Source organism: Kocuria sp. BT304, assembly GCF_003290245.1.
Classification (GTDB): Bacteria; Actinomycetota; Actinomycetes; order Actinomycetales; family Micrococcaceae; genus Kocuria; species Kocuria rhizophila_A.
The window spans coordinates 1212452-1232151 of sequence record NZ_CP030039.1 but is presented as its reverse complement, the minus strand read 5'-3'; the positions used below and the strand labels follow the sequence as shown (position 1 = coordinate 1232151).

General features: G+C 70.6%; 16 protein-coding genes and 2 tRNA genes. 9 read left to right on the top strand and 9 right to left on the bottom strand.

Annotated features, from left to right (window positions below; all coding sequences use genetic code 11):
• Window positions 1-4 precede the first annotated feature (4 nt).
• The 8 genes from DNL27_RS05590 to DNL27_RS05555 all read right to left on the bottom strand — a co-directional run bounded on the left by DNL27_RS05590 (window position 5) and on the right by DNL27_RS05555 (window position 10064).
• Window positions 5-778 (bottom strand): fumarylacetoacetate hydrolase family protein, encoded by a 774-nt coding sequence (locus DNL27_RS05590; protein ID WP_112234949.1) that lies wholly within the window; start codon window positions 776-778, stop codon window positions 5-7.
• A gap of 95 nt (window positions 779-873) precedes the next feature.
• Window positions 874-1971: a branched-chain amino acid aminotransferase gene (locus DNL27_RS05585; protein ID WP_112234948.1), complete on the bottom strand. Its 1098-nt coding sequence runs from the start codon at window positions 1969-1971 to the stop codon at window positions 874-876.
• Between the two features lie 106 nt (window positions 1972-2077).
• A complete protein-coding gene (locus DNL27_RS05580) occupies window positions 2078-3157 on the bottom strand; it encodes a 3-isopropylmalate dehydrogenase (RefSeq protein WP_112234947.1) in 1080 nt (359 codons plus the stop codon).
• Between the two features lie 353 nt (window positions 3158-3510).
• Window positions 3511-5064, bottom strand: coding sequence for a methionine--tRNA ligase (gene metG / locus DNL27_RS05575; protein ID WP_112234946.1), 1554 nt, complete (start codon window positions 5062-5064; stop codon window positions 3511-3513).
• A 228-nt stretch (window positions 5065-5292) separates the two neighbouring features.
• Window positions 5293-6318 (bottom strand): ketol-acid reductoisomerase, encoded by a 1026-nt coding sequence (gene ilvC, locus DNL27_RS05570; protein ID WP_112234945.1) that lies wholly within the window; start codon window positions 6316-6318, stop codon window positions 5293-5295.
• Between the two features lie 115 nt (window positions 6319-6433).
• Window positions 6434-6943, bottom strand: coding sequence for an acetolactate synthase small subunit (gene ilvN, locus DNL27_RS05565; RefSeq protein WP_012398090.1), 510 nt, complete (start codon window positions 6941-6943; stop codon window positions 6434-6436).
• 3 nt (window positions 6944-6946) lie between these two features.
• Entirely contained in the window at window positions 6947-8824 is a 1878-nt protein-coding gene (locus DNL27_RS05560; RefSeq protein WP_112234944.1) for an acetolactate synthase large subunit, read from the bottom strand.
• Between the two features lie 268 nt (window positions 8825-9092).
• Window positions 9093-10064 carry an NAD(P)-dependent oxidoreductase gene (locus DNL27_RS05555; protein WP_112234943.1) on the bottom strand — a complete coding sequence of 324 codons (972 nt, stop codon included), beginning with the start codon at window positions 10062-10064 and terminating at the stop codon, window positions 9093-9095.
• A 164-nt stretch (window positions 10065-10228) separates the two neighbouring features.
• On the opposite strand from DNL27_RS05555, the gene DNL27_RS05550 reads away from it, so the two are divergent.
• A tRNA-Lys gene (locus DNL27_RS05550) sits at window positions 10229-10304 on the top strand.
• A gap of 268 nt (window positions 10305-10572) precedes the next feature.
• On the opposite strand, the gene DNL27_RS05545 is transcribed toward DNL27_RS05550, so the two are convergent.
• Complete coding sequence (locus DNL27_RS05545; RefSeq protein ID WP_112234942.1) at window positions 10573-11121, bottom strand: MarR family winged helix-turn-helix transcriptional regulator; 549 nt, start codon at window positions 11119-11121, stop codon at window positions 10573-10575.
• Between the two features lie 242 nt (window positions 11122-11363).
• Here DNL27_RS05545 and bcp point away from each other — a divergent pair, with 242 nt between their 5' ends.
• From bcp to DNL27_RS05505, 8 genes are all read left to right on the top strand, one after another.
• Window positions 11364-11837, top strand: coding sequence for a thioredoxin-dependent thiol peroxidase (gene bcp / locus DNL27_RS05540; protein WP_112234941.1), 474 nt, complete (start codon window positions 11364-11366; stop codon window positions 11835-11837).
• Window positions 11838-11948: 111 nt separating this feature from the next.
• A tRNA-Leu gene (locus DNL27_RS05535) sits at window positions 11949-12030 on the top strand.
• A gap of 66 nt (window positions 12031-12096) precedes the next feature.
• Window positions 12097-13692, top strand: a complete 1596-nt coding sequence (locus DNL27_RS05530) for an ABC transporter substrate-binding protein (protein ID WP_112234940.1) — start codon at window positions 12097-12099, stop codon at window positions 13690-13692.
• A 110-nt stretch (window positions 13693-13802) separates the two neighbouring features.
• The gene (locus DNL27_RS05525) at window positions 13803-15287 is read left to right on the top strand and encodes a malate:quinone oxidoreductase (RefSeq protein WP_112234939.1); all 1485 of its coding nucleotides are present in this window, start codon (window positions 13803-13805) and stop codon (window positions 15285-15287) included.
• 259 nt (window positions 15288-15546) lie between these two features.
• Window positions 15547-15936 (top strand): MarR family winged helix-turn-helix transcriptional regulator, encoded by a 390-nt coding sequence (locus DNL27_RS05520; protein ID WP_105590612.1) that lies wholly within the window; start codon window positions 15547-15549, stop codon window positions 15934-15936.
• A gap of 207 nt (window positions 15937-16143) precedes the next feature.
• Window positions 16144-17229 (top strand): YihY/virulence factor BrkB family protein, encoded by a 1086-nt coding sequence (locus DNL27_RS05515; protein ID WP_041297336.1) that lies wholly within the window; start codon window positions 16144-16146, stop codon window positions 17227-17229.
• Between the two features lie 380 nt (window positions 17230-17609).
• Window positions 17610-18707, top strand: coding sequence for an S-(hydroxymethyl)mycothiol dehydrogenase (locus DNL27_RS05510; RefSeq protein ID WP_112234937.1), 1098 nt, complete (start codon window positions 17610-17612; stop codon window positions 18705-18707).
• A complete protein-coding gene (locus DNL27_RS05505; RefSeq protein ID WP_112234936.1) occupies window positions 18704-19387 on the top strand; it encodes an MBL fold metallo-hydrolase in 684 nt (227 codons plus the stop codon). The genes DNL27_RS05510 and DNL27_RS05505 overlap by 4 nt, the downstream gene beginning before the upstream one ends.
• Window positions 19388-19700: the final 313 nt, after the last annotated feature.

Below are 19700 nucleotides of genomic sequence, written 5' to 3'. Positions count from 1 at the left end.
GATGCTACCGGCGCAGTACGGTGGTGAGCTCGCCGATCCCCTCGATCTGCACCGAGAGCCGGTCCCCCTCGTCCACGGTGCCCACCCCGGCCGGGGTCCCGGTGAGGATCACGTCCCCGGGCAGCAGCGTGAACGCCTCGGACACGTAGGAGACCAGTGTGGGGACGTCGAAGATCATGTCCTGGGTGCTGCCGTCCTGCTTGAGCTCACCGTTCACGGACGAGCGCACGGACAGCGCGGAGGTGTCCAGCTCGGTCTCCACCCACGGGCCCAGCGGGCACGCGCCGTCGAAGCCCTTGGCCCGGGCCCACTGCCCGTCGCTGCGCTGGGCGTCGCGGGCGGTGAGGTCGTTCGCGGCCGTGTAGCCGAAGACGACCTCGGGCACGCGCTCCACGGGCACGTCCTTGCACATGCGCCCGATCACCACGGCCAGCTCGGCCTCGTAGGAGACCTCCTCGGTCCACGCCGGCAGCGTGACCGGGTCCCCCGGGCCGGAGACGGCGGTGTTGGGCTTGAAGAACAGCAGGGGCCGGGTGGGGACGTCGTTGCCCATCTCGGCCGCGTGCTCGGCGTAGTTGCGGCCCACGCACACGATCTTGGAGCGCGGGATCACCGGGGCCAGCAGCCGGGCCTCGGAGACCGCCACGGTGCGTTCGAGCTCCTGGACCCCCACGTAGAACGGGTCCCCCGAGAGGTAGCGCAGGGTCTCCTGCCCGGGCTCCCCGTGGACGGTGCCGTAGTGGATCTCGTTGTCGTGTGTGAACCGTGCGATGCGCATGCACACAGGCTACACAGCCGCCCCCGGTCCGTTCACGGCGGACCGGGGGCGGCTGCAGGGTCCAGGGCCGGCGCGGGCCCGGAGGCGGGTTCGACTCAGACCAGGCGGGTCAGCCAGCCGTGGGTGTCCTCGGCCCGGCCGGTCTGCACGTCCAGCAGCTGCTGACGGATGGCCATGGACACCTCACCGGGCTTCTCGTCCTCGGAGCCGATCACCTCGTCGTGGCTCAGCAGCCGGCGCACCGGGGCGATCACGGCGGCGGTGCCGCACGCGAAGACCTCGGTGAGGTGCCCGGAGCTCTTGCCCTCGCGCCACTCGTCCAGGGTGAACGCACGCTCCTCGACCTGCAGTCCGCGGTCCTTGGCGATCTGGATGACGGAGTCGCGGGTGATGCCCTCCAGGATGGTGCCGGTGAGCTCGGGCGTGACCAGGCGACCGTCGTCGAAGACGAAGAACACGTTCATGCCGCCGAGCTCCTCGACCGCTCCCCCGCGCTGCTCGTCAAGGAACAGCACCTGGCTGCAGCCGTGGGCGTCGCCCTCCATCTGGGCGATCAGCGACGCCGCGTAGTTGCCTCCGCACTTGGCGGCACCCGTTCCGCCCCTGCCCGCCCGGGCGTACGTCCCGGAGAGCCAGATGTCCACGGGCTCCACCGTGCCGAAGTAGTTGCCCGCCGGGGACGCGATCACGGAGAATAGCGCCTCCTTGGAGGGGCGCACCCCCAGGAACGGCTCGGTGCCGATCATGAACGGGCGCAGGTAGAGGGACTCGCCGTCCCCGGACGGCACCCACTTCCGGTCCTGGGACACGAGCTCGCGGATCGCGTCCACGAAGGTCTCCTCCGGCAGCGCGGGCAGGGCCAGGCGCTGGGCGGAGCGGTTCAGGCGCGCCGCGTTGGCCTCGGGGCGGAAGGTCCACACGGAGCCGTCCTCGTGGCGGTACGCCTTGAGACCCTCGAAGATCTCCTGGCCGTAGTGCAGCACGGAGGTGGAAGGGTCCAGGCTGAGCGGGCCGTAGGGCTGCAGCCGGGCGTTGTCCCAGCGGCCCGTGCCCTGCTGCACGTCACCCTGCCAGTCGATGCAGATCATGTGGTCCGTGAAGAACTTGCCGAAGCCCGGGTTCTGCAGGACGGCCTCACGCACCTCGTCGGTCGCGGGGTGCGGGTTGAGCTGCCTGACGAATTCTGTGCTCACGGTGGTTCTCCTTCGAGCGGGTTGCTGTGTCCGCGAGCCGGGGTGACGGCGCGGACGTGACGTGTGTCTCACCAGTATGCAGGGCGGCGGGGTTCGCGCCGGACAGCTACGCGCCCAGGCGCGCCACCACGTCGTCCCCCACCTGGGAGGTGGACCGCGCGGTGGTGCCGTGCTCGCGCAGGTCCTCGCGGACGGCGCGGTCGATGCGCGCGGCGAGCTCCGGGTGGCCCAGGTGCTCAAGCATCATGGCCCCGGCCAGGATGGCCGCGGTGGGCTGGGCGGTGCCGGTCCCGGCGATGTCCGGGGCCGAGCCGTGGACGGGCTCGAACATGGACGGCGCGGTGCGCTCCGCGTTGATGTTGCCGCTGGGCGCGAGACCGATTCCGCCCGTGACCGCGCCGGCCTGGTCCGTGAGGATGTCCCCGAAGAGGTTGTCGGTGACGATCACGTCGAACCGCGCCGGGTTCGTGGTCATGAAGATCGTGGCGGCGTCGATGTGCATGTAGTCCACCGTGACGTCCGGGTAATGCTGCCCGATCTCGTCGACCGTGCGCTGGTAGAGGCGGCCCGCGTTGACCAGCACGTTGTGCTTGTGCACGAGCGTGAGCTTCTTCCGGTCCCGGCTTTGCGCCAGCTCGAACGCGTAGCGCACCAGGCGGCGGACGCCGTGGGCCGTGTTCACGGAGACCTCCGTGGCGATCTCGTGCTCGGTGCCGGTGCGCAGGGTTCCACCGTTGCCCGCGTACAGCCCCTCGGTGCCCTCGCGGACCACCACGAAGTCGATGTCCCCGGGCTCGGCGAGCGGACTCGTGGTCCCCGGGTAGAGGGTGGCCGGGCGCAGGTTGATGAAATGGTCGAAGCCGAAGCGCAGCTTCAGCAGCAGGTCCCGCTCGAGGATCCCGGAGGGCACCCGCTTGTCGTTGGGGGCGGCACCCACGGCTCCGAAGAGGATCGCGTCGTGGGCGCGCAGCCGTTCCATGGTGTCGACGTCGAGCACCTCGCCCGTGGCCAGCCAGTGCTCGGCCCCCAGTGGGTACTCGGTCCTCTCCAGCGTGACACCCGCGGGTGCGGTCACGGCATCGAGCACCTTGACGGCCTCGGCCACCACCTCCGGGCCGATCCCGTCCCCGGGCAGGACGGCGATGGAGTGGCTGCGGGGACTCTCGGCTGCGGTGGTTTCACTCATGCGCCCAGGCTAGGGCCGTGATGCACCGAACATCCACATGATGAACGCTCGTTCCGCATGGTGAGACGGCAGGGCGGTCCCGGGGGGGGGGGACCCTCAGATGCCCCGCCGGGTTGACGACGACGCCCGCTCGCGCTGCGCGGACGCGGCACCTGCGGATGCGGTGCCGTCCATGGATGCGGTGCCGCGCGCGGGCACGGCCCCGTCCACGCGCAGAGTTCGGACCGCTCGCCGAGGCCCTCCTCCATGGCGATCGGCTGGATCCCGTCCCCGCGTGGAGTTCGGACCGCCCGCAGGCTGCCCCACCCCACGCAGGGTTCGGAGGTGCGCAGAGCTGGGACCGCGAGCGAGGCTCAGTCCGCGAGCGCCGCCGGCTCCTCGTAGCGCGGGAACACACCGCTGGGCTTGGGCAGCACCGTGCCGGGAGCCAGGCGCGTGCCCAGGGCGGAGAACATCCGTGCCTCGCCCTCGGGCTGGCCCAGCTGCTCCAGCAGGCGGGCCATGGAACCGGGCATCACCGGCTGCACGAGCACGGCCACGATGCGCAGCACCTCCGCGGTCACGTACAGCACCGTGGCCATGCGCTCGGGATCGGTCTTGCGCAGCACCCACGGCTCCTGCGCCGTGAAGTAGCGGTTGGCGGAGGCGATCACACGCCACACGGACTCCAGCCCGCGGTGGAAGGCGAGAGCCTCGAACGCGGACCGGTACTCGGCCACCACGTCCTCGGCCTGGGCGAGCATCGCGAGGTCCTCCGCGGTGAACTCCCCGGGCTCGGGGACCTCGCCGCCCAGGTTCTTGGCGACCATCGACAGGCTGCGCTGGGCCAGGTTGCCGAGGTCGTTGGCGAGGTCCGAGTTGATGCGCCCGGCGATCGCGTCGTGCGAGTAGTTGCCGTCCTGACCGAAGGGCACCTCGCGCAGCAGGAAGAACCGGAGCTGGTCCAGCCCGTACTCCTCGACCATGGCGTGGGGGTCGATCACGTTGCCCACGGACTTGGACATCTTCTCGCCCTGGTTGAACAGGAAGCCGTGGGCGAAGACCTTCCGGGGCAGCTCGATCCCCGCGGACATCAGGAACGCCGGCCAGTACACGGCGTGGAAGCGGGCGATGTCCTTGCCGATCAGGTGCACGGACGCGGGCCAGAACTCGCGGAACAGGGGTGCGTCCGTGTCCGGGAAGCCCAGCCCGGTGAGGTAGTTGGTCAGGGCGTCCACCCACACGTACATCACGTGGTCCGGGTTGCCCGGCACGGGCACGCCCCAGTCGAAGGTGGTGCGCGAGATCGAGAGGTCCTGCAGTCCCCCGCCCACGAAGGACGCGATCTCGTGCGAGCGGGTCTCGGGCTGCACGAAGTCCGTGCGGTACAGCTCCAGCAGGCGGTCCTGGTAGCGGGAGAGCCGGAAGAAGTAGCTCTCCTCCTCGGTCCAGGTCAGCTCCGTGCCGGTGCCGATCGAGTAGCGCTGCCCGTCCGCGCGCACTTCGGTCTCGTCCTCGGCGTAGTAGGCCTCGTCCCGCACGGAGTACCACCCGGCGTAGGTGTCCAGGTAGATGTCACCGTTCGCCGCCATCCGCCGCCACAGCTCCTGGGACGCGGCATAGTGGTCCTCGTCCGTGGTGCGGATGAAGCGGTCGTAGCCGATCTGCAGCTCGTCGTCCATCACGCGGAAGCGCTGCGAGTTGGTGTCCGCGAGCTCGCGCGGGGTGACGCCCAGCTTCTCCGCGGTCTGCTGCATCTTCTGGCCGTGCTCGTCGGTGCCGGTCTGGAACCGGGTGGCGAAACCGTCGAGGCGCTTGAAGCGCACCAGGGTGTCCGCCGCAATGTGCTCGTAGGCGTGGCCGATGTGCGGCGCCCCGTTCGGGTAGGAGATGGCCGTGGTCGCGTAGAAGGGGGTCTGCTCAGTCACCCCTCCACTCTATCGACACGCGCCCGTCCTCCCCGCCCGCTGCTCCGCTGCGCGCCAGCGCCGGACCCGGCGCCACCGCTTTCGACACCCCTGGGTTCGGCGCCACCGCGTTCGACTACGCCGGGTACGACGACGCCGCGGTGCGCGTCCCGTGGGAGGCGCACCGCGGCGTCGTCGTGGGGTGTGGCCTGACCCGCCGCCGCGGGCGACGGGTCACGCGGGCGCGGATCAGCGCGCGGCGGTGCCCTCGGTGTAGTCGGCGTCCGTCTGCTCCCACGCGAACAGCGAGCGCAGCTTGCGGCCCGTGGTCTCGATGGGGTGCTTCTCCTCCTTGGCGCGCAGCTCCTTGAACTCCTTGGCGCCGGAGGCCTGGTCCTTCATGAAGCGGTCCGCGAAGGCGCCGTTCTGGATGTCCGCGAGGACCTCCTGCATGCGCTCCTTCACGGAGGGGTCGATCACGCGGGGGCCGGAGACGTAGTCGCCGTACTCGGCGGTGTCCGAGATGGACCAGCGCTGCTTGGCAATGCCGCCCTCGACCATCAGGTCCACGATCAGCTTGAGTTCGTGGAGCACCTCGAAGTACGCGATCTCGGGCTGGTAGCCGGCCTCGGTCAGGACCTCGAAGCCGTACTGGACCAGGTGGGACATGCCGCCGCACAGCACGGCCTGCTCACCGAAGAGGTCCGACTCGGTCTCCTCGGTGAAGGTGGTCTCGATCACGCCGGCGCGGGTGCCGCCGATGCCCTTGGCGTAGGACAGGGCGAGCTGCAGAGCGTTGCCGGAGGCGTCGACCTCCACGGCCACCAGGTCCGGCACACCGCGCCCGGCCTCGAACTCGCGGCGCACGGTGTGGCCCGGGCCCTTGGGAGCCACCATGGCCACGTCCACGCCCTGGGGCGCCTCGATGTAGCCGAAGCGGATGTTGAAGCCGTGGGCGAAGAAGATCGCGTCGCCCTCCTCCAGGTTGTCCTTGATGGACTCCTCGTAGACCTGCGCCTGGACCTGGTCCGGGGTCAGGATCATGATCACGTCCGCCTCTTTGGCGGCCTCCGCGATGCTCATCACCTGCAGCCCCTCGGCCTCGGCCTTGGCGCGGGATTTCGAGCCCTCGTTGAGCCCGATGCGGACGTCCACGCCGGAGTCGCGCAGGTTCAGGGCGTGCGCGTGGCCCTGGGAGCCGTAGCCGATGATCGCCACGGAGCGGTTCTGGATGATCGAGAGGTCGGCGTCGTCGTTGTAGTAGATCTTTGCCATGAGCTTGCTCTGTCTCCTTGGGTAGCGGGTGGGGTTCTTGCGGGCCGCGGCGCCGTCGGACGGGCACCGCGGCCGGGTCTCGTGGGCCCGTTCGCCGGCGCGAACGGGCGGTGGGTCAGTGCCGCAGGGCGCGGTCGGACATGGACTTGGGGCCGCGGCCCAGGGCCACCGTGCCGGCCCGGACAATCTCCCGGATGCCGAAGGGCTCCAGGACATCGAGCAGCGCGTGGATCTTGTCCCGGGAGCCCGTGGACTCGATCACCACGGACTCGGTGGAGACGTCCACGATGGTGGCGCGGAACAGGTCCGCGGCCTGCGTGACCTGCAGCCGGGTGGAGGCGTCTGCACGGACCTTGACCATGATGTGGTCCCGCTGCACGGAGGCCTCCGGAGCCAGCTCCACGATCTTGATCACGTTGACCAGCTTGTTCAGCTGCTTGGTCACCTGCTCCAGCAGCTCGCCGTCCGCGTCCACCACCACGGTGATCCGGGAGATCCCGGGCAGCTCCGTGGGGCCCACGGCGAGCGAGTGGATGTTGAAGGCGCGGCGGGCGAAGAGCCCGGCCACCCGGGTCAGCACGCCCGGCTTGTCCTCCACCAGAACGGAAAGAGTGTGTCGGCTCATCGATCAGTCCTCCGTCTTCCACTCGGGAGTCATGTTGCGGGCGATCTGGATCCGGTCGTTGGAGACCCCCGAGGGGACCATGGGCCACACCATGGCGTCCGCCGAGACCACGAAGTCGATCACCACGGGGCGGTCGTTGATCTCCAGCGCCTGTTGGATGGTGGCGTCCACGTCCTCGTCGCGCTCGCAGCGCAGGGCCGCGCACCCGTAGGCGTCCGCGAGCTTCACGAAGTCCGGGATCCGGCGGGAGTTGTGACCGGTGTTCAGCTCGGTGTTGGAGTACCGGCCGTCGTAGAACAGGGTCTGCCACTGCCGCACCATGCCCAGCGAGGAGTTGTTGATCACGGCCACCTTGATGGGGATGTCGTTGATCACGCACGTGGCCAGTTCCTGGTTGGTCATCTGGAAGCAGCCGTCCCCGTCGATGGCCCACACCACGCGGTCCGGCTGGGCCACCTTGGCGCCCATGGCCGCGGGGACCGCGAAGCCCATGGTGCCCAGCCCGGCAGAGTTCAGCCACTGCCGGGGGCGCTCGTAGTCCACGAACTGGGCGGACCACATCTGGTGCTGCCCCACCCCGGAGGCGTACACGGCCTCGGGTCCGGTGAGGGCGGAGATCCGCTCGATCACGTGCTGCGGGCTGCCGTGGCCGTCGTCGGTGCGGGTGTACCCCAGGGGGTAGGTCTCCCGAAGCGAGTCCAGGGCCTGCCACCACGTGCTCAGGTCCGGCGCGCCGGTCTCCTCGAACTCCTGGCGCACGGCCTGGGTGAGGTCCGGGATCACCGTGGCCAGGTCCCCCACGATGGGCACGTCCGCGAGCCGGTTCTTGGAGATCTCGGCGGGGTCGATGTCCGCGTGGATCACGGTGGCATGGGGGGCGAACGTGTCCAGCTGCCCGGTCACGCGGTCGTCGAAGCGCGCACCCAGGGTGATCAGCAGGTCCGCCTGCTGCATCGCGTAGACCGCCGGCACCGTGCCGTGCATCCCGGGCATGCCCAGGTTCTGGCGGTGCGAGTCCGGGAAGATCCCGCGGGCGGTCAGCGTGGTGACCACGGGGGCTCCCGTGAGCTCCGCCAGCTCCATGAGCTCGGCCGGGGCGTCGGCGCGCATGGCCCCGCCGCCCGTGTACAGCACCGGACGCTGGGCCTCGGCGATCAGCCGTGCGGCCTCCTTGATCTGCTTGGAGTGGCCCCGAGTCACAGGACGGTAGCCGGCGAGCTCCACGTGCGGCGGCCAGCTGAAGGTCATCTCCCCCTGCTGGGCGTCCTTGGCCACGTCCACCAGCACCGGGCCCGGGCGGCCCGTGGACGCCAGGTGGTAGGCCTCGGCGAGGACGCGCGGGATCTCCTGCGCGTCGGTCACCAGGTAGGAGTGCTTGGTCACGGGCATGGTCATGCCCACGATGTCCGCCTCCTGGAAGGCGTCGGAGCCGATCGAGGAGCTGGCCACCTGGCCCGTGATGGCCAGCATGGGGATGGAGTCCATGTTGGCGTCGGCCAGGGCCGTGACCAGGTTGGTGGCTCCCGGCCCCGAGGTCGCGAGGCACACCCCCACGCGGCCCGAGGCGAGCGCGTAGCCCTCCGCGGCGTGTCCGGCGCCCTGCTCGTGGCGCACCAGCACGTGGTTGATCTTGTCCGTGTCCAGCAGGGGGTCGTACGTGGGCAGGATCGCCCCGCCGGGCAGCCCGAACACGTCCGTGACACCGAGCATCTCGAGCGAGCGGATGATGGCCTGCGAGCCCGTCATCTGCTCGGGGGCGACGGCGTCGGCGGCCGTGCCGGTGAGACGCACCCGGTCCGAGTCCGCGGACTGGGCCGTGGGTCCGGACGGCGTGCGCCGCTGGGCCATCACCGCCGGTGAGATCGGCTGGTCCTTGCTCATGGTGCTGTGTCCTTTGCGTGCGTGGTGGCGACTGTGCCGGTCGGGGTGGTGTCCGGCGAGGGGCGGGGGTGGTGCCCCGGTACATGAAAAAGGCCCTGTCCACGGGTTCCGTGGGCCGAGGGCCTTGGCGGTGTGCGCGTCGAAGCTCCTCAGGCCGGTCGTCCGATGAGGACGACCAGTACGAGGTCCCGAATGATGCGCTGTGCCGAATTCATGACCTCATCGTGTGACGCAGCCAACCCCCGTGTCAAACTGCGGACACCCCGTCTCACATCGTGAAACCCCCGCGCTTCACCAGGAACTGCGGGGCGCGCCCCTGCCGGATCAGCTCCAGCTGCTCCAGGATCAGCCGCCGGACGCGCGGCCGGTAGGACACGTTGGAGCCGCCCACGTGGGGCAGCACGATGGAACCGGCCGCGCCCATGAGCGGGTGGTCCCCCGGGAGGGGCTCCGGGTCCACGACGTCCAGGGCGCAGCGCAGCCGGCCCGCGAGCACCTCGGAGGTCAGGGCGTCCGTGTCGAGCACCGGTCCGCGGCCCACGTTGACCACCAGGGCGTCGTCGGGCAGCAGCCGCAGCAGCCGCTCACCCACGAGCCCCGCGGTGGAGTCGTTCAGGGGCAGCGCGAGCACCAGGATGTCCGTGCGGGGAAGGATCCCGGGCAGCCCGGCGATGCCGTGCACGTGGCCGGAGGCGTCGTCGCGGGCGGTGGAGGCCACGCGGGTGAGGTCCACCTCGAAGGGCTCGAGCCGTGCGGCCACCGCACGCCCGATCTCCCCGACCCCCACCAGGGTGACCCGGGAGTCGGCGACGGCGCGGGAGAAGAAGGACCTGTACACGCCCTCGTGCTGCTGCAGCACGGCACGGTCCAGGTGGCGCTGGGCGGCAATGATGAGCCCCAGTGCGATCTCCGCCGTGCCGGCCGCGTGCACCCAGCCGGCCGCGGCGAGAGCGGTGCCGTCCCCGAGGAGCTCGGGCACGCCGTCGTAGCCCGTGGACTGCAGCTGGAGCAGGCGCACGTGCTCCAGGACCGAGGGGTCCCTGCGCCAGCGGCTGCTGTAGTAGGGGGCCACCGCGATGTCCACGTCCTCCCGGGCGCAGCCCTGCGGCTCCCCCTCCAGGTCCCACAGCACGCACCGGAAGTCCTCGGTCACGGCACTGATCTCGTCGAAGAGCCGCTGCTCGGGGAGCGAGATCACGCGCAGCGGGGACGAAGGGGCACGGGAGGTCGAGTCGCTCATGGGCCCGATTCTACGGTGGGCGGCCCCGCACGGACGCCGCCCGTGAGCCGCCCCCACCCCCTCGGAGACCGGATTTGACTCCCCCCGCCGGACTGCTAAAGTTGTCTCTCGTTGCGAGGGAGAAAGCAACGGCGAGAGCCGGAGCAACCACCCGAACAGCACCCGCGCCTCTAGCTCAATTGGCAGAGCAATTGACTCTTAATCAATGGGTTCAGGGTTCAAGTCCCTGGGGGCGCACCACCTGGAAGCCGGATCGCTGCACGCGGTCCGGCTTCCGTCATGTCCGGACACCATCCGGTGCAGGAACCGCGTGCCGTTCGACCGCGAACGCCACCGTTCTGTGCAGCGCGGGTGGGGCCCCAGACGGGCGGCACGTCTCGGCGCGCCGGTGCAGCGCAGCGAAGGGGCGGAATGCGCGGGCGAAAACTGTCGCGACCCCGCCGTGGTGGAAGAGACTCGCACCCGGGGCGTGGCCACGGCGGTCAGTGCGATGCCGCGGCGGCGCCGGTCAACGAGCTGCGGTGCCCCGCCCCTCAGTCTCCTGAGCCCCGGCACCTCGGGCGCCAGCATCCTGAACACCGGTCTCCCCCGAGGCGTCCGCACCGCACGCGGTACGGTCCTCCTGGACCTCCATGCGCCACCGTGCACCGCCGAGGGTCGAGATGATCTCCATGAGCCGGCACCGGAACTGCTCGTCCGAGCCGTCATCCCCTCCGAGCAGGTCCTGCTCGATGCTCGCGGCGTCCGCGAGCACCTGCTCCCCCGCCGGCGAGATGCTCACCACGTGGGAGCGGCGGTCCCGTTCGCTCCGGGACCGGGTGACGTGGCCGTGGGACTCGAGCCGGTGCAGGGTCTTGCCCATGGTCTGCGCCTGGACCCGCACCTGGTGGGCGAGCTGGGCCTGGGTCATGCTGCCCTCGCAGCGCAGGACGTCCAGTGCCATGACTCCCGCGTGGGTCACCCCGAGCGAGGCGAGCTCCTCGTTCCACGCGTGCTCCACAAGTCGTGCCGCCGTGGACAGCAGACGGTTCGTGGGCCACGGGTTCCTGTGGGGCATGTGCTGATTGTATCCACTCGGTGTGCTTCGGTTGCATTACAGTACAGTGGCGATTTAGTCAACTCCGGGCGGGTGCACACCTCTCGGCGTCACCGTCGGTGTCGCGCCGCTGCGGCGCCCGGCACGCCCCCGCGTGCGGAGCATCCCCCGTCCCGGACGTGACAAGCTCGTCCTGCACCCCTGCACTGTACGCGAGGACGCGTCCATTAGGGAACATCTGTCACCAGAGGAAGGACCCCACCATGACCTCTCGCCTGAGCCCCGGCGACACCGCCCCCGACTTCACCCTCCCGGACGCCCACGGCGGGCACCTGTCGCTGGCCGACCTGCGGGGCGAGCGCGCCGTCCTGCACTTCTACCCGCGGGCCGCCACGCCCGGCTGCACCACGCAGGCCTGTGACTTCCGGGACAGTCTGGCGTCCCTCGGTGCCGCCGGGTACCGGGTGGTCGGCATCTCCGCGGACGCCCCCGAGGCCCTCGCCCGCTTCTCGACCGAGCACGACCTCGGCTTCCCCCTGCTCTCCGACCCGGACCACCGCGTGGTCGAGGCCTACGGGGCGTGGGGCGAGAAGAAGAACTACGGCAAGGTCTACGAGGGCCTGATCCGCTCCACCGTGGTGCTGGACGAGCACGGCACGGTGGACCTCGCGCAGTACAACGTGCGCGCCAAGGGGCACGTGGCCAAGCTGCGACGGGACCTGGGGCTGGATTCCTGAGGCCGCGGCGTCGTCGTCCCCCGCGAGCACCCGCGGCGGGCGCGCCCCGACTGGTTAGGATGGGGGACGATCTCGGGGCCGCGGGCGCTCGCCCGCCCGTGCCCCAGGACTGCGCGAGTGGTGGAACTGGCAGACACGCAGGATTTAGGTTCCTGTGCCCCAGGGCGTGCGGGTTCGACTCCCGTCTTGCGCACGACGACGCACGGGGTGCCCGACACCGCCGGGCACCTCGAGGAGACGGCGGCAGAAAGGGCGTGCGGTGATCGCTGAGAACGCTTTCGGGCGGCGCACGTTCCTGGCCGCCGCGGGTCTCGGCCTCGCGCTGGCCGGGTGCGGCGAGCGCGGCGGCAGCCCGTCGGTGCCGAACGGCACGTTCGTGCTCGCCCACGCCGCGGCGCCCACCGGGCTGGACCCGTCCCGGCAGAACTCGCAGGAGACCTCACGGATCTCCACGCAGATCCTCGAGGGCCTCGTGAGCGCGGACCGTTCCACGGGCGAGCCCGCGCCAGGACTCGCCGAGTCCTGGGAGATCGCGGACGACAAGCGCTCCGTGACGTTCACCCTGCGGGACGACGTCCGCTTCCACGACGGCACCGAGCTCGACGCTGCCGCGGTCAAGGCCAACTTCGACAAGTGGCGGGCGCAGGCCGAGTCCGGCGAGCCGTGGGCGCACCGCAGCGCGTTCGCCACCACCTTCCGCCACGGCTACACGGATCCAATGGTGTCCACGTCCTACGCCAGCGTGGAGGTCCGGGACGAGCGCACCGTGGTCCTCACGCTCACCCGCCCGTACAGCCCCCTGCTCTCCGCGCTCACGCAGCCGGCCTTCGGCATCGCCTCCCCCGGCAGCATCGAGGCGGGCACCGAGGACGAGCACCCGGTGGGCACGGGCCCGTTCCGCTTCGACTCCGCCTCGGGGACCTCTGTGAAGCTGGTGTCCAACGAGCGCTACTGGGGGGACCTCGGCCAGGTGGGTTCCCTGGAGATGCGGGTGATCCCGGACGCCGAGGTGCGCTGCGCGGCCCTGCTGGGCGGAGAGGTGGACGCGTACGACCTGGTCGGCCTGGACGACTTCGCCCCCCTCGCCCGGGAGGGCGTGCAGGTGCTCTACCGGGACCCCTACGCCGTGTCCTACCTGGGGCTCAACCAGCGCGTGCCGGCCCTCAGGGACGTCTCCGTCCGCCGCGCCGTCGCCGCGGCGATCGACCGCCGCGCCCTCGCCACCTCCCTGTTCCCCAACGGCACCAACGTGGCGGACCAGTTCGTGCCCGCGCGCTTCAACGTCAACGGCGAGCACCTGCAGCTGCCGGGCTACGACCCCCAGCACGCCCAGGACCTGCTCCGGGGCAGCGCGTACAAGGGTGAGCGGCTGAGGTTCTGCTACCCCCGCAACACCTCGCGCATGTACCTGCAGGAGCCGGAGCGCGTCTACGCCCAGATCTCCGCGCAGCTCACGCGCGCGGGATTCCGCATCACCCCCGTGCCCGTGGACTGGGAGGACGGCTACGTGGAGACCGCCACCGACCCCGGGGCGGACCACGCGCTGAGCCTCCTGGGCTGGAGCGGCAGCTTCCGGGACCCGGACAGCTTCATGGGGCCCCTGCTGGGCTCCTCGCAGGCACGGCTGGGCTGCGACGACGCCGGGCTGAGCACCGCGGTCAACCGCGCCGCCGCCATGGCCCAGGGAGATCCGCGCACCGCGTCCTACAAGGCACTCAACGACCGCGTGTCCGAGGTGGTCCCTGCGGTCCCGCTGTCCCACCCCGTCTCCGCGGTGGCCGTGAACTCCCGCGTGGTGAACTTCCCCCTGACCTCCACGGGCTTCGAACGGTTCAACGAGATCCAGCTCTCCTGAGGCGCCCGAGGCCCCCGTCGCACGTTGGGAGTTGGCCGGGGCTGGGGATACCCTGGACGACGAACACCGGGGCGCAGTGCCGCGCCCACCCTGCACGCACGGGAGAAACAGTGACATCACCTCAGCCCACCGAAACCGCCGACGTAGTCCTCGTGGGCGCCGGCATCATGAGCGCCACGCTGGCCACGCTGCTCAACGACCTCCAGCCCGAGTGGAGGATGCTCGTGCTGGAGCGCCTGGACGCCGCCGGGCTCGAGAGCTCCAACGCGTGGAACAACGCCGGCACCGGCCACTCGGCCCTGTGCGAGCTCAACTACGCCCCGCAGGCCGCGGACGGCACCGTCAGCGCGGAGAAGGCGCTGACCATCAACGAGCAGTTCCAGGTGACCCGCCAGCTGTGGAGCTCCCTCGTGGAGAACGGCACGCTGGAGGACCCGAACACCTTCATCAACCCCGTGCCGCACGTGTCCATGGTCTTTGGCGACGACCACGCCGACTACCTCCGGGCCCGCTACGACGCGTTCAAGCCCAACAAGCTCTTCGAACGCATGGAGTTCACCGAGGACCGCGACCTCATCGCCCAGTGGGCGCCCCTGACCATGCACGGTCGCGGCGCCGGACGCGTGGCGGCCACCTTCGCTCCCGAGGGCACGGACGTGGACTTCGGCGCGCTGACCAACCAGCTGCTGAACCACCTGCAGGGCCGCAACATCACCGTGGAGTACGGCCAGGAGGTCACCACCCTGGACCGCCAGAGCGACGGCTCCTGGCTCGTGTCCGTGGTGGACCGCCTCAACAGCGACAACAACCGCGTGATCCGCGCGGGCTTCGTGTTCCTGGGCGCGGGCGGCGGCGCCCTGCCGCTGCTGCAGAAGTCCAAGATCAAGGAGGCCAAGGGCTACGGCGGCTTCCCCGTGTCCGGGCTGTTCCTGCGCAACACGGATCCCACCGTGACCGCCCAGCACAACGCCAAGGTCTACGGCCAGGCCTCCGTGGGAGCCCCGCCCATGTCCGTGCCCCACCTGGACACGCGCTACGTCAACGGCCGGCGCGCCATCATGTTCGGCCCGTACGGCGGTTTCAAGCCCAACTTCCTCAAGCACGGCTCCCTGCTGGACCTGCCCAAGAGCGTGCGCGCGCACAACCTGTACCCCATGACCCGCGCGGGCATGGCCAACCTGGACCTCGTGAAGTACCTGGTGGGCGAGCTGACCAAGACCCGTTCGCAGCGCATCGACGCCCTCCACGAGTACTACCCCACCGCGGAGGAGTCCCAGTGGGAGCTGATCGAGGCGGGCCAGCGTGTGCAGGTCATGAAGTCCGATCCCCAGAAGGGTGGCGTGCTGCAGTTCGGCACGGAGCTGGTCACCAGCGCGGACGGCTCCATCGGCGCGCTGCTGGGGGCCTCCCCCGGTGCCTCCACCGCCGTGCCGATCATGCTGAACCTGCTGTCCAAGTGCTTCCCCGCCAAGATGTCCGAGTGGGAGCCCCGGATCAAGGAGCTCATCCCCGCCTACGGCCGCAAGCTCAACGACGATCCCCGCCTCGCGGACGAGATCATGGGCCACACCGCCTCGGTGCTCGGCATCAAGTAGCACCCAGACCGACCGTCTCCACGCGGGGGTCGTTGCGCATCGTGCGCGACGGCCCCCGCGTCGTCGTGTGCCCCCTTGGGTGGACAGACCCGGGTGGTCCGGCCAGAAGTGTGGACACCCACGGCCGGAAATGCACGGGGGCGCGCTCGTAACATGTAGATAACGTTCATAGGGGGTGAACGTTGCTACTAGGGGGAAATGTATGTCGTCAAGGGGGAGTATCGAGGCGTGGGATGCTTTGAGCCGCTGTCATGTGTCGGTGACCCGGCAGCTGCAGCGGGACGTGGACCTGCAGGGCCTGTCGCGCCGTGAGTTCGAGGTGCTGGCCACGCTGCACGGCGCCGACCGCGGCGGGCTCAGACTGCGGGACCTCAACAGCCACGTGCTGCTGACGCAGTCCAGCCTGTCCCGGATGCTCGAACGCCTCGAGAACAAGGGCCTCGTGACCCGCCGCCAGGACTCGCAGGACCTGCGGGGCGTGCGGGTGGCCCTGACCGAGGCCGGGGGCCGGCTCTACGAACGGATCTCCGCGGACAACGACCAGAAGGTCGCGGACGTCATGAGCACCGCTCTCGACGCCCAGGAGATCAGAGTGCTCACGCGGCTCAGCGAGCGCATACACCAGTACGCGCTCTCGCTGTCCCGCTGAGCGCCGGCTCGGCCCGCAACGGGCCGGCCGGGCCCGAGTCCCGTCCGCTCACCGCCCACCCGCGCCGCACTGCGGCACCGCACCGCGCCCGTGAACCGTTCACGGGCGCGGTGCTGCATCCGGAGGTGTTCGAGGGACCGCGGGGCGGGAAGTCAGTACACTGCTCGGAGCACCTGCGTCCAGCAGACACCCCTCGAGAGGACCCCCATGACCGACCAGCACCTGGAGTCCACCGCGGCCCGGGACGACGCCGCGCCCCACCCGGACCACGACTCCAAGCCCGACTCCCCCGGCAAGCTCAAGGGCCAGTCCTGGGGGTACGTGTTCAAGCGCGCGCTGTCCGAGTTCACCAAGGACGGCTGCACCGATCTCGCGGCGTCCCTGACCTACTTCGCCGTGCTCTCCGTCTTCCCGGCCCTGCTGGCGCTCGTCTCGCTGCTGGGCGTGTTCGGCCAGGGCGAGGCAACCACCAAGGCCATCCTGGACTTCCTGAACCAGTACGCCCCGTCCGCGCTCGTGGAGCTGCTCTCCGATCCCATCTCCCAGCTCACCACGCAGTCCGGAGCGGGACTCGCGCTGGTGGTCGGCATCGTGGGCGCCCTGTGGACCGCGTCCGGGTACACCGGGGCGTTCTCCCGGGCCCTGAATCGCATCTACGAGGTCTCCGAGGGGCGCCCCTTCTGGAAGCTCAAGCCCGTGATGCTGCTCGTCACCCTGATCGTGGTGCTCATCGTGGCCGCCGTGATGGTCATGGTGCTGCTCTCTGGCGACCTCGCCCAGACCCTGGGTGACGCCGTGGGGCTGGGCTCCACCGCCGTGACCGTGTGGAACTGGGTCAAGATCCCCGTGGTGCTGCTCCTGCTGGTGCTGCTGATCGCCATCCTGTTCTACGCGACCCCCAACGTGCAGCAGCCCAAGTTCCGCTGGATGAGCCCCGGTGCGGCCATCTCCCTGGTGTTCATGATCGTCGCCGGTCTGGCGTTCGCGTTCTACGTGGCGAACTTCGCCAAGTACAACGCCACGTACGGGGTCATCGGCTCCGTGATCATCCTGCTGCTGGGGCTGTGGATCATGAACAACGCGCTGCTGTTCGGGGCTGAGGTGGACGCCGAGCTCGAGCGCGGCCGCCAGCTGCAGGGCGGGATCCGCGCCGAGGAGACCATCCAGCTGCCCCCGCGTGACACCGCCCAGGTGGAGAAGCTGCGCGCCAAGGAGGAGAAGCTCGAGGCCGAGGGTCGCAAGATCCGGCTGCACACCGAGCACGTGGACTACTCCAAGCCCTCGCAGGACTGACACCCGGCCGGTCGGCCCGCCACCCACGCGGTGCGCCGACCACGGACGGGGCGTGACAGGGGCCCGCACGGTCGAGACCGTGCGGGCCCCTTCGCGTGTCCCCGGGGGTGTTTCCCCGAGCGCCCGCCGCCTCGGGAGCGGGTTGGCGCCCGCCCCGGGCTTTCGCGTGCACCGGGGCCCCTCGCGTGCCAGGCCCTCCCGCGCACCCTGGGCTTCTCGCATGCCAGGTGCCCCCGCGTGTCGACGCCGCCCGGTGCCGGACCCGGGTCGGCCGCGGTGTTCGCCGGTCGGCGAACCGCGCGGGGCCCGGGTGCCGCGAAACCGGGCACCGCGCATACTGGGAGGGACAACCAACCGAGCACCCTGACGGAGGCAATCGCATGCACAAGGTCAAAGGCGTAGTGGCGCTGGAGAAGGACGCCCCGGCGTCCGTGGAGACCATCCTGGTCCCGGATCCGGGGCCCGGGGAGGCCCTCGTGGACGTCCTCACGTGCGGGGTGTGCCAGACGGACCTGCACTACAAGGTGGGCGGTGTCGGGGAGGACTTCCCGTACCTGCTGGGCCACGAGGCCACCGGCGTGGTCAGCGCCGTGGGTGAGGGCGTCACCGAGGTCTCCGTGGGCGACCACGTAATCCTCAACTGGCGGGCCGTGTGCGGCGAGTGCCGCGCGTGCCGCCGGGGTGAGCCCTGGTACTGCTTCGACACCCACAACGCCACGCAGAAGATGACCCTTGAGGACGGCACCGAGCTGGAGCCCGCGCTGGGGATCGGCGCGTTCGCCGAGAAGACCCTCGTGGCCGCAGGCCAGTGCACCCGCATCGAGACCCCCCTCGAGGACGAGCAGTACGCGGCCGTGGGTCTGCTGGGCTGCGGCGTGACCGCGGGCATCGGCGCGGCCATCAACACCGGCGCCGTGAAGCGCGGGGAGTCCGTGGCCGTGATCGGCTGCGGCGGTGTGGGCACCGCGGCCATCGCGGGTGCCGCACTGGCCGGCGCCACCACGATCATCGCCGTGGACGTGGACGACGAGAAGCTGCGCACCGCCCAGCGGCTCGGCGCCACGCACACCGTCAACTCCCGCTCCGCGGACGCCGTGGAGGGCATCCGCGAGCTCACCGGCGGGTTCGGGGCGGACCTCGTGATCGACGCCGTGGGTGTCGCGGACACCTTCATGCAGGCGTTCCGGGCCCGCGACCTCGCGGGGCGTGTGGTGCTGGTGGGGGTTCCGAACCCGGGCACCACGGTGGACCTGCCGCTGGACGAGGTGTTCTCCCGGGGAGGCTCCGTCAAGTCCGCGTGGTACGGGGACACGTTGCCCTCCCGCGACTTCCCGATGCTCGTGGACCAGTACGTCCTCGGTCGTCTGGACCTCGACGCCTTCGTGTCGGAGCGCATCGGCCTGGAGGACGTCGAGGCGGCGTTCGACACCATGCGCTCCGGCAAGGTGCTGCGCTCCGTGGTGGAGCTGGCACGGTGAGCGCCCACCCGGAGACCGTCCTCACCGATCCCAGCGGTGGCGTGACCGTCCAGAAGTGCGTGACCGAGGGGACCTTCAACCTCGACGGCGGCTGCTGGGAGGTGGAGAACAACGTGTGGATCGTCGGTGGCGCCGCCGAGTGCGTGGTCATCGACCCCGCGCACGACCCGGACGCGGTGATCGCCGCGGTCGGTGAGCGCACCGTGACCCACGTGCTGCTCACGCACGGCCACGACGACCACATCAAGGCCGTCCGGGACTTCGTGGAGCAACTGGGCACGGACGCCCCGGTGCTCATGAGCCACGAGGACCTCATGCTGTGGCATGACGTCCACCCGCAGGGTCCCGAGCCCGAGCCGCTGCACGACGGTCAGCAGCTGGTGACCGGGACCGTGGAGTTCACGGTGCTGGCCACGCCGGGGCACTCCCCCGGCTCCGTGGTCTTCCACGCCCCGCAGCTCGGGGAGCACGGCGTGATCTTCACCGGGGACACCCTCTTCCAGGGTGGTCCGGGCGCCACGGGACGCTCGTACTCGGACTTCCCCACGATCATTGCCTCGATCGAGAAGCGGCTCCTCACCCTCCCGGAGGACACCCTGGTGCTCCCCGGGCACGGCGACGCCACCACCGTGGGCGAGGAGAAGCCCCACCTTGGCGAGTGGATCGCCCGCGGCCACTGAGCCGACGCCGACGCGCCCCCGAGCGCGTCGGCCCGACCACCGGCCGGGTGGCGTTCCGGGCGTTGCCCGACGACGCCGCCGCGGAACCGCCGAGCGAGAACACGGTTCCGCGGCGGCGTCGTGCTGTGCGGAGGGGTTGGGCTGGGTTGTGCTGAGTGGTTGAGCTGGGCGCTGACGTCGCGGGGCAGTTGAACCCGCCGGATTGGTAGGGCCGGGCAGGGTGCTTGAGCCGGGCATCGACGTCATGCGGGGCGCACGCGTGCGCGGTGGCGTGACGCCGCGGCGGCATCGTGCCCAACCGCGGAGTGGCTCG